This is a genomic window from Achromobacter sp. GQ309 (genome assembly GCF_059759315.1).
Genome location: NZ_JCAXDP010000002.1, coordinates 31961 through 47148, shown reverse-complemented (window position 1 = coordinate 47148; position 15188 = coordinate 31961). Strand labels below are relative to the sequence as shown.

General features: G+C 66.7%; 14 protein-coding genes. All 14 read left to right on the top strand.

From position 1 onward, the window contains the following. Positions 1–137 precede the first annotated feature (137 nt). The 14 genes from AC6CIE_RS05595 (at position 138) to AC6CIE_RS05530 (ending at position 15137) form a co-directional block, all read left to right on the top strand. Complete coding sequence (locus tag AC6CIE_RS05595; RefSeq protein WP_175121457.1) at positions 138–1154, top strand: amino acid ABC transporter substrate-binding protein; 1017 nt, start codon at positions 138–140, stop codon at positions 1152–1154. A gap of 96 nt (positions 1155–1250) precedes the next feature. After that, positions 1251–2459: an aminotransferase class I/II-fold pyridoxal phosphate-dependent enzyme gene (locus AC6CIE_RS05590; protein ID WP_498091596.1), complete on the top strand. Its 1209-nt coding sequence runs from the start codon at positions 1251–1253 to the stop codon at positions 2457–2459. A 3-nt stretch (positions 2460–2462) separates the two neighbouring features. Beyond that, positions 2463–3653, top strand: coding sequence for an amino acid ABC transporter permease (locus AC6CIE_RS05585; RefSeq protein ID WP_254594260.1), 1191 nt, complete (start codon positions 2463–2465; stop codon positions 3651–3653). Between the two features lies 1 nt (position 3654). Further along, entirely contained in the window at positions 3655–4755 is a 1101-nt protein-coding gene (locus tag AC6CIE_RS05580) for an amino acid ABC transporter permease (protein WP_498091594.1), read from the top strand. 18 nt (positions 4756–4773) lie between these two features. Continuing rightward, complete coding sequence (locus tag AC6CIE_RS05575) at positions 4774–5514, top strand: amino acid ABC transporter ATP-binding protein (protein WP_056318048.1); 741 nt, start codon at positions 4774–4776, stop codon at positions 5512–5514. A gap of 292 nt (positions 5515–5806) precedes the next feature. Next, positions 5807–6676, top strand: coding sequence for a VOC family protein (locus AC6CIE_RS05570; protein WP_498091592.1), 870 nt, complete (start codon positions 5807–5809; stop codon positions 6674–6676). Position 6677: 1 nt separating this feature from the next. Beyond that, positions 6678–7787: a M14 family metallopeptidase gene (locus AC6CIE_RS05565; RefSeq protein WP_175121453.1), complete on the top strand. Its 1110-nt coding sequence runs from the start codon at positions 6678–6680 to the stop codon at positions 7785–7787. A gap of 35 nt (positions 7788–7822) precedes the next feature. After that, positions 7823–8836: a quinone oxidoreductase family protein gene (locus AC6CIE_RS05560; protein ID WP_175136450.1), complete on the top strand. Its 1014-nt coding sequence runs from the start codon at positions 7823–7825 to the stop codon at positions 8834–8836. Further along, positions 8833–9255: a PaaI family thioesterase gene (locus AC6CIE_RS05555; RefSeq protein ID WP_498091590.1), complete on the top strand. Its 423-nt coding sequence runs from the start codon at positions 8833–8835 to the stop codon at positions 9253–9255. The genes AC6CIE_RS05560 and AC6CIE_RS05555 overlap by 4 nt, the downstream gene beginning before the upstream one ends. Before the next feature lie 29 nt (positions 9256–9284). Then, complete coding sequence (locus tag AC6CIE_RS05550; RefSeq protein ID WP_498091588.1) at positions 9285–10931, top strand: ABC transporter substrate-binding protein; 1647 nt, start codon at positions 9285–9287, stop codon at positions 10929–10931. A 7-nt stretch (positions 10932–10938) separates the two neighbouring features. Then, the gene (locus AC6CIE_RS05545) at positions 10939–11910 is read left to right on the top strand and encodes an ABC transporter permease (protein WP_175121449.1); all 972 of its coding nucleotides are present in this window, start codon (positions 10939–10941) and stop codon (positions 11908–11910) included. A gap of 1 nt (position 11911) precedes the next feature. Beyond that, complete coding sequence (locus AC6CIE_RS05540; protein ID WP_286940304.1) at positions 11912–12799, top strand: ABC transporter permease; 888 nt, start codon at positions 11912–11914, stop codon at positions 12797–12799. 26 nt (positions 12800–12825) lie between these two features. Then, positions 12826–14367, top strand: coding sequence for a class I adenylate-forming enzyme family protein (locus tag AC6CIE_RS05535; protein ID WP_286940303.1), 1542 nt, complete (start codon positions 12826–12828; stop codon positions 14365–14367). After that, positions 14364–15137, top strand: a complete 774-nt coding sequence (locus AC6CIE_RS05530) for an SDR family oxidoreductase (RefSeq protein WP_498091586.1) — start codon at positions 14364–14366, stop codon at positions 15135–15137. Before AC6CIE_RS05535 ends, AC6CIE_RS05530 begins: the two co-directional genes overlap by 4 nt. Positions 15138–15188: the final 51 nt, after the last annotated feature.

Sequence of the window (15188 nt, the reverse complement as noted above, 5' to 3'; positions counted from 1 at the left end):
CGCTTTTCCCCCCAATTCCCGTACCCCGTCCGAATGCGCGACGCACCCTCCCCGGCTTGCCGGGGCGGACCCCGCACGCTTGGCCGTTTTCGACCCCACCGCTTTTCAATCACTTTCGATCCCCAGGAGAAATCTCCATGCGCAAGTTTCTGAGCTCCGCCGTTGCGGCAACCCTGCTGTGCGTCGCGTCTGGCGCACAGGCCGGCGTGACGTTTGACGCCGTCAAGAAAAAGGGCTTCCTGCAGTGCGGCTTTGCCGGCATTCCCGGTTTCTCGGTGCTCGACAGCAAGGGCGAATGGACCGGCCTGGACGTGGACATGTGCCGCGCCGTCGCGGCCGCAATGTTTGGCGATGCCTCCAAGGTCAAGGGCAACGTGCTGACCGCGCAGGCGAAGTTCACGGCGCTGCAATCCGGCGAGATCGACATGCTGTCGCGCAACACCACGCAGACCCTGACCCGCGACACCACGCTGGGCCTGATCGGCGTGGGCGTGAACTTCTATGACGCCCAGGGCCTGATCGTGAAGAAGGCGATGAACGTCAAGAGCGTGAAGGAACTGGACGGCGCCACCATCTGCGTGCAGCCCGGCACCACCACCGAACTGAACCTGGCCGACTACTTCCGCAGCCGCGGCCTGACGTTCAAGCCCGTGCTGGTCGAGAACTACGACGAAAACTTCCGTCTGCTGGAATCGGGCCGCTGCGACGCCTACACCAACGACAAGTCCAATACCGCCGCCAACATGCGCACGCGCCTGGCCAAGCCCGACGACTGGGAAATCCTGACCGAGAACCTGTCCAAGGAACCGCTCGGCCCCATGGTCCGCCAAGGCGACGAGCAGTGGTTCAACGTCGTGCGCTGGTCGCTGAACGCGATGCTGGAAGCCGAGGAATACGGCATCACGTCCAAGAACGTCGATGAAATGTTGAAGAGCACCAACCCGAACGTCCAGCGCATCCTGGGCGTGACGCCGGGCATGGGCAAGAACCTGGGCCTGGACGACAAGTGGGCCTACAACATCATCAAGCAAGTCGGCAATTACGGCGAAAGCTATGACCGCGCCATGGGCAAGGACAGCCCGCTGAAGCTGGACCGCGGCCTGAACAAGCTGTGGACGCAAGGCGGCCTGATGTACGGCTGGCCGGTGCGCTAAGCATCGCTCCCGCGGCTCCGCCCTGTGCGGGGCCGCGCTTCATTTCCCCGGCCTGCGGGCACGCCCGCGCCAGAACACTCTTTACGCAGCAACACCATGAACAGCATCGTCAACGCCCGTCTCAAACAGATCAAACCCTCGCCCAGCATGGCCGCCAAGATCGTCGTGGACGAACTCCGCCGCCAGGGCCGCGAGATCGCCGACTACACGCTGGGCGAGCCCGACATGCCCACGCCCGCGCACATCGCGCGCGCCGGCCAGGAAGCCATCGCGGGCGGCGACATCCGCTACACCAGCCCGAACGGCACCGTGGGTCTGCGCAAAGCGATCGCCAACAGCCTCGAACGGACCGTGGGCGTGCGCTACGGCATGGACCAGATCACCGTGGGCGCCGGCGCCAAGCAGATCATCGCCGCCGCGCTGACCGCCAGCCTGGAGCCGGGTGACGAAGTGATCGTTTGCGCGCCGTACTGGGTTTCCTATCCGGACATGGTGCTGCTGGGCGAAGGCAAGCCTGTCGTCGTCACCGGCCCCGAGTCGCAAGGCTTCAAGCTGGACGCCGCCACGCTGGAAGCGGCCATCACGCCGCGCACGCGCTGGCTGATCCTGAATTCGCCCAGCAACCCCAGCGGCGCCGTCTACAGCGCCAACGAGCTGCGCGCGCTGACCGACGTGCTGCTGCGCCATCCGCACGTGTGGATTCTGAGCGACGAGATCTACGCGCCCTTCACGTACAGCGGCCAGGCCCACGCCTCGCCCGTGCAGGTCGAACCCAGGCTGGTTGAGCGCACGCTGATCGTCAACGGCATGTCCAAGTCCTACGCCATGACCGGCTGGCGCGTCGGCTACGGCGCCGGGCCTGCCGATTTGATCAAGGCCATGAGCACCGTGATGTCGCAAAGCACCTCGTGCCCTAGCGCGATCTCGCAAGCGGCAGCGCAGGCAGCCCTGGAAGGCGACCAGTCCAGCGTCACGGAAATGGTCGGGATCTTCAAGAAGCGCCGCGACCTCATCGTGAGCCGCCTGAACGCCATCCCCGGCATCTCGTGCGCCATGCCGGACGGCGCGTTCTACGTGTACGCCAACGTGCAGGGCCTGATCGGCAAGAAGGGTCCCGACGGCGAATTGAAGACGGACCTGGACGTGAGCCTGTTCTTCCTGCGCGAAGCGGGCGTGGCCGTGATCGACGGCGGTTCGTATGGCCTGTCGCCGTACGTGCGCTTCTCGTTCGCGACCTCCACCGAGGTCATCGAGCAAGGCATGGACCGTCTGGCCGTCGCGGTCAGCGCCCTGATGGCGGGCTGAACCGTGGCGCAGCACACCGCTCAACACCCGGTGCAGCGGCCGCCGCGCCGGGTTTCCTGGAACGATCCGGCCACGCGGGCGCTGGTGTACCAGGCGCTGGCCCTGGCGCTCGTCGGGGCCGCCGTCTGGTTCCTGGTCCACAACACGCTGCACAACCTGTCGTTGCGCAACATCGCGACGGGTTTCGGCTTTCTCAACCGCGAGGCCGGCTTTGCCATCGGCGAATCCGTCATCGCCTACACGCCCGCCGACACCTACGGACGCGCCATCTTCGCCGGCATCCTGAACACGCTACGCGTGGGCCTGCTGGCGCTGATCGCCGCGACCGTCCTGGGCGTCTTCATCGGCATCGGCCGCCTTTCCAAGAACTGGCTGGTCAACAAGATCACCTCGGTGTACGTCGAGGTGATGCGCAACGTGCCGCTGCTGCTGCAGTTGTTCTTCTGGTATGCGCTGATCACCGAGAACATGCCGGGCCCGCGCCAGGCGCATAACCCGCTGCCGGGCGTCTTCATCTCCAACCGCGGCCTCAAGGTGCCGGGGCTGGAAGGCGCATCGCTGGACTGGGTGCTATGCGGACTGGGGCTGGCCATCCTGGCGATCATCGCCGTGGGTCATTGGGCCACCAAGCGCCAGGAAGCGACGGGACAGCCGTTCAAGCTGGGACGCACGGCCATCGGCCTGCTGGTCGCCTTTCCGGTCGTCGGTTGGCTCGCCAGCGGCGCATCGCTGACGCTGGACATGCCCGCGCTCAAGGGCTTCAACTTCGTGGGCGGCCTGACGCTCTCGCCGGAGTTCGTCGCCCTCTTCCTGGGTCTGACCGTCTATACGTCCGCCTTCATCGCCGAAGTTGTGCGCTCGGGCATCCAGGCCGTCAACAACGGCCAGTGGGAAGCCGCCGGTTCGCTGGGTCTGCCGCGCCGGCTGGTGCTGCGCCTGGTGATCCTGCCGCAGGCGTTGCGCGTCATCATCCCGCCGATGACCAGCCAATACCTGAACCTGCTGAAGAACAGCTCGCTGGCGGTGGCCATCGGTTATCCGGACATCGTGTCGGTGGTGAACACCACGCTGAACCAGACGGGCCAGGCCATCGAGGGCATCCTCATCATCATGGCCGCCTATCTCACGGTCAGCCTGTCGATCTCGATATTCATGAACTGGTACAACAAGCGCATCGCGCTGGTGGAGCGTTGAGATGAGCAGCACTACGCAAACCCTGAGCGCCAACGTCGCTCCGCCCGGCGCGCAAACCGGCGCCTGGGCCTGGATGCGGTCGCGCCTGTTCTCCTCGCCGCTCAACATCCTGATCACCGTGCTGCTGGCATGGTGCCTCTTGATGGCCGTGCCGGCGCTGGTGGAATGGGCCTTCATCAAGGCGAGCTTTGACGCCACCAACGCGCATGAATGCCGCGGCGCGGGCGGCGCCTGCTGGGCGTTCATCGTGGAAAAGCACCGGCTCATCCTGTTCGGCACCTATCCGTTCGACGAGCAATGGCGTCCGCTGATCGCCACCGGCATCCTGATCGCGGTGATCGTGGCCAGCGGCATGCGCCGTTTCTGGAACGGCAAGCTGGCGCTCATCTGGACGCTGGGACTGGCGGCCGTGTCCGTGCTGATGTGGGGCGGCGTGTTTGGCCTGGCCTACGTCGAGAACGCCCGTTGGGGCGGCCTGCCGCTGACGCTGATCCTGGCGACCTTCGGCATTGCCTTCGCGTTTCCGATCGGCGTGCTGCTGGCGCTGGGACGCCGCTCGAAAATGCCGGCCATCAAGGCCCTGTGCGTCGTGTACATCGAGCTGATCCGTGGCGTGCCGCTCATCAGCCTGCTGTTCATGTCGTCGGTCATGCTGCCGCTCTTCCTTCCGGAGGGCTTCACCATCGACAAGCTGCTGCGCGCGCAGATCGCGATCATCATGTTTGCCGCGGCTTACATCGCGGAAACGGTGCGCGGCGGCCTGCAGGCGATTCCGAAGGGTCAGTATGAAGGCGCGGATTCGCTGGGCCTGAACTACTGGCAGCAGATGCGCAAGATCATCCTGCCGCAGGCGCTCAAGATCGTGATCCCGCCGCTGGTGGGCATCTTCATCAGCCTGTTCAAGGACACGTCGCTGGTCGTGATCATCGGCATCTTCGATCTGACGCTGGCGGCCAAGGCGGCTCTGTCCGACGCGGCATGGCGAGGTTTCGGGGTGGAGGCCTATCTCTTCATCTCGCTGATCTACTTCGTCTTCTGCTATTCCATGTCCAAATACAGCCGCGCGCTCGAGCAGCGCCTGGCCACCGGGCACGCCCGGTAAACCCGAAGGAGAACAGGCATGTCCGATGCCATCATTCGTCTGCAGGACGTGAACAAGTGGTACGGCCAGTTCCACGTGCTGCGCAACATCAATCTGAACGTCGCTCAGGGCGAGCGCATTGTGGTGTGCGGCCCGTCGGGCTCGGGCAAGTCCACGATGATCCGCTGCATCAACCGGCTGGAGGAACACCAGAAGGGCCAGATCATCGTCGACGGCACCGAGCTGACCAGCGACCTCAAGCACATCGAGACCATCCGCCGCGAAGTCGGCATGGTGTTCCAGCACTTCAATCTGTTCCCGCACCTGACGGTGCTGGAAAACCTGACACTGGGCCCGATGTGGGTGTTGAAGCAGTCGCGCGCCCAGGCTGAGGCCACGGCCATGAAGTACCTGGAGCGCGTCCGCATTCCCGATCAGGCCGCCAAATTCCCCGGCCAGTTGTCCGGCGGGCAGCAGCAGCGCGTGGCGATCGCGCGGTCGCTGTGCATGAACCCGAAGGTCATGCTGTTCGACGAGCCCACGTCGGCGCTGGACCCGGAAATGGTCAAGGAAGTGCTGGACGTGATGGTGACGCTGGCGCAGGAAAGCGGCATGACGATGATCTGCGTGACCCACGAAATGGGTTTTGCGCGCAAGGTGGCGAATCGCGTGATCTTCATGGACCGCGGCGAGATCATCGAGGAAAACAATCCGGACGATTTCTTTGATCATCCGCAGAGCGAACGGACGAAGCTGTTCCTGAGCCAGATCCTGCATTGACGCGCTGAAAAACCGCCAAGCAGTGCTTCAAGCCGCCTTCCTGCAAGGCGGCTTTTTCTTTTGGGGATTGCTTGGCGTCTCCGCACCAAGCGGCCGAAAGAACCAGAACGCGGCGCTGCCGCCCCGCATCCCCCCGGAATGCGTATTAGTGATTTGAATATGCCGCTGCAGCCCCGCTGCGGCCCAGGGGCGCCGAATCAGAAATCAGATATCGACATGAGAATTCAATCGTTCTAGCGCGACGGCGCATCGGCCAGACTGCGTCTTTCTCTAAGCGCATACAGGAATACCGATGTCCCTTCCTTCAGTCACGGGCCTGGACCACTACATCATCCGGGTCAACGACCTGCAGGCGGCGACCGACCGCTACGTCAAGCTGGGTTTCAGCCTGGCCCCGCAGGGCCGGCACCATCGCGGCACGCGCAACCAGACGATCATTCTGGATGCCAACTATCTTGAACTGCTGACGTTCCCCGAAGAACTCAAGGCGCAGTCGCGCTTCGGCGGATTTGACGATGCGTACGAAGGCCCGGTGGCCACTGCCTTGCAGACCACAGACAGCACGGCCGTGCACGCGGAACTGGCGAAGTTGGGCATCGATGCCGAACCGCCCATCAGCGGCGGCCGCCCGGTGCATCTGCCTGAGGGCAGCGAAGACGCCGCCTGGAACAACACCCAGTTTCCGGCCGGCCTGCTTGGCGTGCCGGACTTCTTCACCTGCGGCCATCTGACGCGCCATCTGGTTTACCGCCCCGAATGGCAGGACCACGCCAACGGCGCGCGCCGCATCGAGTCCTTGATCGTCGTGCATCCCGAGCCCCGTTCGCTACGCGCAGGATACGAGCGCGTCTTCGGCGCCATCGCGACCAGCGAGCTGCCCGACAGCGGTCTGCAGGTGCGGCGCGGCAGCCTGCGCATCGACTTTCTTGCGCCGGCCGCGTTCGAGCAGCGCTATCCGCAGGTTCGCGTGCCCACTGGCCTGCCCGCCGCGTCGCAGGGCGGATGGTTCGCGGGCTCCGTGATCGGCGTTCGGGATCTGGACAAGACACGCGCGCTGTTCGACGCCAACCAGGTGACGTACCGCGCCAACGCACGCGGCGAACTGGTCGTGGCGCCGGACGACGCCGGCGGCGCGTTGCAGGTCTTCGTGCAGGAGGCGTGAGATGAGCCAGCCCCTGCCCGATTACTGGAACTGCTTTGCCAACGACTATTCGTCCGCGCGGCAGGCTTTCGTCGACGACGCGGCCGCGCGCGGGGCCGCGCTGTTCCGCTATGAACACCCCACGCTCAAGGACCCGCAGGGCGACGCGTTGAGCGTGGACGTCGCGATCCTGGGCCGCCGCGATGCGCCGCGCACGCACCTCGCGATCAGCGGCACCCACGGGCTGGAAGGCGCGGCCGGGTCCGCGGTGCAGCGCGCATGGCTGGCCGCCGACGGCGCGAAGCTCCTGCCCGACGACGTGAACGTCGTCCTGGTGCACGCGCTGAACCCGTACGGCTACGCCCACGACACCCGCACCACCGAAAACAACGTCGACCTGAATCGCAACTTCGTCGACCACACGCGGCCCTATCCCGCCAATCCGCATTACGCGACGCTGCATCCCCACCTGATTCCGGCGCAATGGACCGAGGCCACGCACGAGGCCGCCGCGCAGGCGCTGGACACGTTCAAGGCCACACATGGCGCGGATACCCTGTTCAACGTGACGGCCAGCGGCCAGTACACGCATCCGGACGGCCTCGTCTACGGCGGCCAGGGGCCGGAATGGTCCAACCGCACGCTGCGGCGCATTGTGGACGAGCACCTGGCGGCCAGCGAGCGTGTCGCGTTCATCGACTGGCACACCGGCATCGGCGAATACGGCGAGCCCTTCTTCCTGTGCTTCAACGACGAAGACAGCGCCGAGCAAACGCAGGCCGCGCGCTGGTGGGGTACTGAACGCGTGCGCGACCAGCGCCCGCACGGCCTGGCACGCCCCGACTATCAGGGCCTGGTGTTCCGCGGCGTGCAGCAGGCCCTGGGCGATCGTCCGTTGGCCGGCGCGGTCGTCGAATTCGGCACGCGCGGTCTGCAGATGCGGCCCGCGCTGCGGCTGGACCAATGGCTGCGCTTCAAGGCGCCGCAGACGCCCGATGCCGCCCGCGATGCGCAACTGCGCGCGGACCTGGTGGACGCGTTTGTACCGGTATCCAGCGTGTGGCGGCGCAGCGTCGTCTCGCATGGCCTGCACATCACCCGCCAGGCCATCGACGGCGTCGCGGGCTGGTGACTTCCTTTCTCTAAATCCCCTTTTATCTGGCATTCATGAAAGCGATTGTTTTGCGTGAGCACGGCGGCAACGAAAAGCTGCGCCTGGAAACCAACTTCCCCGATCCCGTGGCCGGCCCCGATGACGTGGTGATCCGCGTCAAGGCTTCGTCCCTGAACTACCACGACGTCTTCACCCGCCGCGGCATGCCCGGCATCAAGCTGCCTTTCCCCGTCATCATCGGCCTGGACGTGGCCGGCGAGATCGTGAAGACCGGCGAGAACGTGCGCGACTGGAAGGCCGGCGACCGCGTGCTGGTCGACCCGATCGACCGCGTGGACGGCGGGCTGGTCGGCGAGACCATCCACGGCGGACTGGCCGAACTGTGCCGCGTGCCCGCGCACCAGCTCCTGCGCCTGCCCGACGAAGTCAGCTTCGAGCAGGCCGCCGCGCTGCCGGTGGCCTATGGCACCGCGCTGCGCATGATGAACCGTATCGGCCAGGTGCAGGCCGGCGAAAAGGTGCTGATCCTGGGCGCCAGCGGCGGCGTGGGCGTGTGCGCGGTGCAGCTCGCCAAGCTGGCGGGCGCCGAAGTCATCGCCTGCGCCGGCACGCCGGAGAAAGGCGAGGCGCTGCGCGCGCTGGGCGCCGACCACATCATCCTGTACACCGAGGAAGACTTCCTGAAGGCCGTGCAGGAACGCTTCGGCAAGCCCTCGCGCCGGCGCGGCGGCAAGCCGGGCGGCGTGGACGTGGTGGTGAACTTCACGGGCGGCGACACGTGGGTGAAGTCCCTGCGCTGCCTGCGCCTGGGCGGACGCCTCCTGACCTGCGGCGCGACGGCGGGCTTCGATCCCAAGGAAGACCTGCGCTACATCTGGACGTTCGAGCTGCAGATCCGCGGCTCCAACGGGTGGGACCGCGAGGACCTGCACGAGCTGCTGGCGCTGGTGCGCGATGGCCGCCTGCGTGTCGAAGTGGACCGCGTGTGGCCGCTGGAACAAGGCGCCGAGGCGCTGGCCTCGCTGGAAGATCGCAAGATCGTCGGCAAAGTGCTGGTGGCGTCATGAGCGCGCAGCTGAACGCCGTGGATATCCAGGCCAAGTTCGACGGATCGCCCTTCATTGCGTGGCTGGACCTGTCGGTACGCAATGTCGACCACGATCAGGGTGAACTGACCGTGGTCGCCCCCTTCCGTCCGGAGTTCGAACGCGGCGCGCAGAGCGGCCAATGGCATGGCGGTCCGCTGGCCGCCGTGATCGACACGGTCGGCGACTTTGCCGTTGGCATGCTGCTTGGACGCGGCCTGCCCACCATCAACTTTCGCGTCGACTATCTGCGCCCTGCCATCAATACCTCGCTGACCGCGGTGGCACGCGTGCGCCGCAACGGCCGCAGCGTGGGTGTGGCCGACGTCGACCTCTACAACGACCAGGGCGCGCTGGTGGCCATCGGCCGCGCCACCTACGCCACGCTCAGCCAGGGCTGAGCCGCGCGCTCAAGACAAGGACTTCCGTCATGACACAAGCAACCCGCGCCGGACGGCGCGCCTTTCTGACCCGCTCCGCCGCCGGCGGTCTGGCTGCGGCCGGCCTGGGCGTCGCGCCGCGCACGCTGCTCGCCGCCACGGACCGCCCCGGGTCCGACGCCGGCCCCGCCCGCCGCGGCGGCACGCTCGTCGCCACGTGGGGCGGCCTGGAGCCACAAGCCCTGTTCGTACCGGGCGGCGGCGGTTCCAGCCCGTTTCAGACGTCCACCAAGATCCTGGAACGCCTGCTCAAGCTGGACGCCGACCTGAAGTTCCAGCCCGCATTGGCCCTGTCAGTCACGCCGTCCGCTGATTTCCGCAGCTACACGATCAAGCTGCGCGAGAACGTCACCTGGCACGACGGCACGCCGTTCACGTCGGCCGACGTGGTCTACAACGTGCTGCAGCACTGGAAGCCCATTTCTGCCGGCATCGCGCTCAAGTCGCTGACAGAAGCCTCGGCGCCGGATCCGCACACGGTCGTGCTGACCTTCAACGCCCCGGTGCCCGAGTTCTTCCTGAAGTCCACCCTGTCGGGCCAGTATCAGCTGCTGGTGCCCAAGCACCTGTACGACGGCAAGGACCTCATCACCAACCCGCTGAACAACACGCCGGTGGGCACCGGGCCGTGGAAGTACGGCAAGTGGGTGCGCGGCAGCCATGTCGAGTACCTGCGCAACGACAAGTACTGGAACGCCACGCAGCCGAACCTGGACAAGCTGGTGATCCGCTGGTGGGCGGACCCCGCCTCGCGCGGCGCGGCGCTGGAAACCGGCGAGCTGGGTCTGGCCTATTCCAACCCCGTGCCCGCGCGCGACATCGACCGGCTGGTCAAGACCGGCAAGGTCGTCGTGGACACGCGCGGCTACCAGAACACCGCGTGGACGGTCACCGTCGAGTTCAACCAGCGGCGCGACATCGTCAACCGCCGCGAGGTCCGCCAGGCCATCCTGCACGCCATCGACCGCCAGTTCATCGTCGACACCATCTACTACGGCCGCGGCAAGCCTGCGATTGCGCCCATCTTCAGCAGCAATCCGCTGTTCTTCACCGAGGACGTGCCGCGCTATGCCTTCGATCCGAAGAAGGCGGCCGCCCTGCTGGACGCGGCAGGCTTGCCGGTCAAGGACGGCAAGCGCTTCACCGTCAACCTGCTGGCCGCGGCCTGGTTCGAGGAAAACGCCAAGCTCGGCCAGTACCTGAAGCAGGCGCTGGAAGACGTGGGCATCGCCGTGAAGCTCGATTCCGTGGACCGCGCCACCGCGCTCAAGCGCATCTATGGCGAATACGACTACGACATCGCGGTGTCCAACTTCACGTCACCGCTGGAGCTGGTGCCCACCGTGACGCAGTTCTTCACGACCGACGGCATCGTCAAAGGCGCCGCGTTCCGCAATGCCACGGGCTATTCCAGTTCGGAGATGGATGGCATCGTCGGCAAGCTGGCCGTCGAAACCGACCCGGAGGCCCGCCGCAATCTGGCCGCGCAGTTCGCCCGCCTGGCGTCCACCGATGTGCCGATCGTGCCGCTGGTGGAAATCCAGTCGTTCACCCTGGCCGGCAGGAACGTGCGCAACTTCACGACCGGCGCCAACGTCCAGGGCGAAACGCTGGCCGACGTCTGGCTGCAGGCCTGAGGACGACATGGCTCTGCGCCTGATCTCGCGCCGGCTGCTTCAGGCCATCCCGCTGCTGCTGGGCGTGGTGGTCCTGAATTTTGCCCTGATCCAGTCCGTGCCGGGGACCTTCCTGGACGTCATGACGGCCGAGCAGCAGGTCACCGACCCGGCGCTGATCGAGCGCCTGCGCGTGACCTACGGGCTGGACCAGCCACCGGCAGTGCAGTTGCTCAAGTACATCGGGTCGGTCGCGCAGCTGGACCTGGGCTATTCCTACCGGCATAACCTGCCGGTGCTGGACGTCATCCTGGCGCACCTGCCCGCCACGCTGGTGCTGATGCTGGCCAGCATCGCTATCGCCGTGCTGGTGGGCGTGGCGGCCGGCATCGTGTCGGCCGTCAAGGTCAACACATGGTGGGACAGCGCCGTGTCCGCCTTCGCCGTGCTGTGCTTTGCCGCACCGAGCTTCTGGCTGGGAATCATGCTGATCATCATGTTCTCGGTGAAGCTGGGCTGGTTTCCGGTGGGCGGCATGGTCACCATCGGGCTGGACGGCGGGCTGTGGCGGCAGGCGCTGGACATCCTGCATCATCTGGCGTTGCCGGCGGTGGCACTGGGCTTGTTCTATTCGGCAGCCTATGCGCGTGTGATGCGCGCCTCGATGCTGGAAGTCAGCCGCATGGATTACGTGCGCACCGCCTACGCCAAGGGTCTGACGCGCGTCGCCGTGGTGCTGCGCCACGTGTTGCGCAACGCCGTCCTTCCCATCGTCACCCTGCTTGGCCTGCAACTGGGCGCCGTGCTGGGCGGCAGCATCGTGATCGAGTCGGTGTTCAGCTGGCCCGGCATCGGCGCCGTGCTGTTCGACAGCGTCATGAGCCGCAACTATCCCGTCGTGCTGGGCATCCTGGTGCTCAGTTCGGTCGTGGTCATCATCGCCAACATCTTCGTGGATCTGGCATACACGCGCCTGGATCCGCGCATCAAGGCCGCCTGACATGTCCGCTACTTCCGCTGCAACTGTTCCTGCCGGCGCGCCCGCCGCCCGCCGCCCGGACGCGTTCGCCGTGCGCTTTGCCCGCAACCGCGGCGCCGTGGCGGGCGCGCTGGTCCTGCTGCTGGTCGCGCTGGTGGCGGCCAGCGCCGACTGGCTTTACCCCGTCAATCCGCTGCGCATCGTGGGCGCGCCCGAGATCTGGCCGTTCGAGTCCTGGCGTTATCCGCTGGGCACGGACTCGATGGGCCGCGACATCGCCGCACTCATCGCCCACGGCGCCCGCGCCACGCTGCTGATCGGCCTGGTGGCCGCCGCCACCGCCACGCTGATCGGCGTCACCGTCGGCGCGGCCGCTGCGTGGGCGGGCGGCTGGATCGACGAGGGGCTGATGCGCCTGACCGAGCTGTTCCAGATCATTCCCAATGTGGTGTTCGTGCTGACGGTCGTGTCAGTGCTGGGGCCGCGAATCGAGAACATCACGCTCGCCGTGGGCCTGGTGTCGTGGCCCCCGATCGCCCGCCTGACCCGCGCGGAATTCCTGTCCTTCAAGGAGCGCGAGTTCGTGCAGGCCTGCCGCGCCGTCGGCATGAGCCCGTGGCGCATCGCCGCCGCCGAAGTCCTGCCGAATGCGCTGCCGCCGGTCATCGTGATGTCGTCGCTGGTCGTGGCCGGCGCCATCCTCTACGAGTCGGTGGTGTCCTTCCTGGGCCTGGGCGATCCCAACATCGCAAGCTGGGGCCGGCTGGTGGGCGAAGGCCGCAGCCTGATCCGATCCTCCTGGTACATCTGCGCCGTGCCCGGCGTGGCCATCATGCTTACCGTGCTGTCGCTGAACCTGGTCGGCGACGGCCTGAACGACGCGCTCAATCCCAAGCTGCAAAAGCGCTGAGCCGCCAACTTCTGGAAGTCCTTCTTATGACGCATTCCCCCCGAAACCTGGGCGATCTTGCCGATCCGCGCCTGCCGGCCGAGCTGCCCGCGCTCATCGACCTGCGCCTGCCTGACGCGCCGTGGCAACTGACACATGGCGAGGCCGACCAGCTGGGCGGCGGCGTGGCCGCGTGGCTGACGGAGCGTGGCCTGCCGCCCGGCTCGCGCATCGCCATCGCCGCGCTGAACCGCGCCGAATACTTGCTGGCTTACTTCGGCATCATGCGCGCCGGTTACGTGGCCGTGCCCATCAACATCAAGCAGTCGCAAGAGAATATCGACTACGTGCTGCGCGATGCGGACATTGCGCTCGCGTTCGTGGATGGCCCCCGCCGCGCCGGCTTCGAGGCAACCGTGCCGGTGCTGGATTTCGATGACGCGGGCCCCCAGGGGTTTGCGGCGCAGATCGTCCCCACCACATTCACGAGCGTCACGCCCGCGCCCGAAGACATCGCGCAGATGCTGTACACGTCAGGGTCCACCGGCAAACCCAAGGGCGTGCCGCTGACCCATGCCGGACAACTGTGGGCGCTGACCGCCACGTCCGGCCCCGCGAATCCGGACGCGCCGCAAGCGCGCTACCTGCTGGCGCAGCCGCTCTTTCACATGAATGGTCTCTTCATGTCCAAGCGCGCATTTGCCAGCAACAGCCTGCTGGTGATCCAGCCCGGGTTCGACGTGGCCGCCTACGCGGATGCGCTGGCGCGCTATCGCATCACCATCCTGACCGCCGTGCCCACGATGTTTGCGCGGCTGGTCAAGGATCCCGCCTTGCTGCAGGACCGCGACCTGTCGGCGCTGGAGCGCGTGATGCTGGGCTCCGCGCCGATGACGACGGCTCTGTTCGACCGCATCCAGCGCGCGCTGCCGCACGTGCGCATCACCCACGGCTATGGCACGACCGAGGCCGGTCCCGCCGTGTTCGGACCGCATCCTGATGGCCTGCCCACGCCGCCGCTGTCGGTCGGCTATCCGCTGGACGCCGCGCAGGTCCGGCTGACGGGCGGCGCCACCCCGGACGAAGGCGTGCTGGAAATGAAGAATCCCGCCGTGCTGGGCGGCTATCACAACCTGCCGGAGAAGAGCGCGCAGGTGCTGAACGACGGCTGGTACTACAGCGGCGACGTGATGCGCCGCGACCCCGACGGATTCCACTACTTTGTAGGCCGCGCGGACGACATGTTCGTCTGCGCGGGCGAGAACATCTATCCCGTTGAAGTCGAGAAGCTGCTGGAATCGCACCCCGACGTGCGACAGAGCTGCGTGGTGCCATTAGCGGACGAAGAGCGCGGCCACATCCCGGTCGCGTTCGTCGTACGGCGTGCCGGCAGCACGCTGGACGCCGACACGCTCAAGCAGCACGCTCTCGATAACGGTCCGGCTTACCAGCACCCGCGCCGCATCCGCTTCCTGGACGACCTGCCGTGGGCGGGCACCAACAAGGTCGATCGAAATGCCTTGCTGCTGCAGGCGCGGGCATTGGAAGCCCGGCAAGCCTGGACACAACCCGAAAAGGAGGCCGCATGAGCGCCACACCAGATTCCCTGGCGGGTAAGACCGCCCTCGTCACCGGCGCCAGCCGGGGCATTGGCCGCGCGATCGCGCTGGCGTTGGGCCGCCGCGGCGCGCTCGTCGCCGTGCACTACAACGCGCAGGCCGACGCCGCCGATGAAGTCGTCGGCCAGATCCGGGCGGCCGGCGGCCAGGCCTGGACGTTGCAGGCCGACTTGGCGGACCCCGAGGCGGCCGAGCGGTTGGCGCAGGAGGCACGCGCCAGTTTGTGCGAACGCACCGGCGACGAGGGCCTCGACATCCTCGTCAATAACGCGGGCGTAGGCCTGCGCGCCCGCCTGCCCGAGGTGACGCCGGCGGACTTCGACCGCGTGCTGCAGGTGAACCTGAAGACGCCGTTCTTTCTGATCCAGCATTGCCTGCCCTTCCTGCGCGATGGCGGCCGCATCATCAACATCTCGTCGATGGGCACGCGCGCCGCGTATCCCGAAATGAGCGTCTACGCACCAGCCAAGGCGGGCCTGGAAGCGCTGACGCTGCTGCTGGCCAGCGAACTGGGCGCGCGCGGCATTACCGTGAATGCGGTCTTGCCCGGCGCCACCGCCACTGATCTGAACCAGCGCGCCCGCGACCCGGCACTGAGCCGCGTCATCGCACAGAGCATCGCGCTGGGCCGCGTGGGCCAGCCCGAAGACATCGCGGACATCGTCGCATTCCTGGCGTCCAACGAGGGGCGCTGGATCACGGGACAGCGCATCGACGCGACGGGAGGACAGCGGCTGTAGACAGGCGCGACGCTAGCGCGGCATGGCAGCGGAGCCGCCCGCCACGCCGGC

Coding starts and splice junctions, on each gene's coding strand:
- AC6CIE_RS05595 (WP_175121457.1), top strand. CDS start 138: ATGCGCAAGTTTCTGAGCTCCGCCGTTGCGGCAACCCTGCTGTGCGTC.
- AC6CIE_RS05590 (WP_498091596.1), top strand. CDS start 1,251: ATGAACAGCATCGTCAACGCCCGTCTCAAACAGATCAAACCCTCGCCC.
- AC6CIE_RS05535 (WP_286940303.1), top strand. CDS start 12,826: ATGACGCATTCCCCCCGAAACCTGGGCGATCTTGCCGATCCGCGCCTG.
- AC6CIE_RS05575 (WP_056318048.1), top strand. CDS start 4,774: ATGTCCGATGCCATCATTCGTCTGCAGGACGTGAACAAGTGGTACGGC.
- AC6CIE_RS05545 (WP_175121449.1), top strand. CDS start 10,939: ATGGCTCTGCGCCTGATCTCGCGCCGGCTGCTTCAGGCCATCCCGCTG.
- AC6CIE_RS05555 (WP_498091590.1), top strand. CDS start 8,833: ATGAGCGCGCAGCTGAACGCCGTGGATATCCAGGCCAAGTTCGACGGA.
- AC6CIE_RS05570 (WP_498091592.1), top strand. CDS start 5,807: ATGTCCCTTCCTTCAGTCACGGGCCTGGACCACTACATCATCCGGGTC.
- AC6CIE_RS05560 (WP_175136450.1), top strand. CDS start 7,823: ATGAAAGCGATTGTTTTGCGTGAGCACGGCGGCAACGAAAAGCTGCGC.
- AC6CIE_RS05550 (WP_498091588.1), top strand. CDS start 9,285: ATGACACAAGCAACCCGCGCCGGACGGCGCGCCTTTCTGACCCGCTCC.
- AC6CIE_RS05540 (WP_286940304.1), top strand. CDS start 11,912: ATGTCCGCTACTTCCGCTGCAACTGTTCCTGCCGGCGCGCCCGCCGCC.
- AC6CIE_RS05530 (WP_498091586.1), top strand. CDS start 14,364: ATGAGCGCCACACCAGATTCCCTGGCGGGTAAGACCGCCCTCGTCACC.
- AC6CIE_RS05565 (WP_175121453.1), top strand. CDS start 6,678: ATGAGCCAGCCCCTGCCCGATTACTGGAACTGCTTTGCCAACGACTAT.
- AC6CIE_RS05580 (WP_498091594.1), top strand. CDS start 3,655: ATGAGCAGCACTACGCAAACCCTGAGCGCCAACGTCGCTCCGCCCGGC.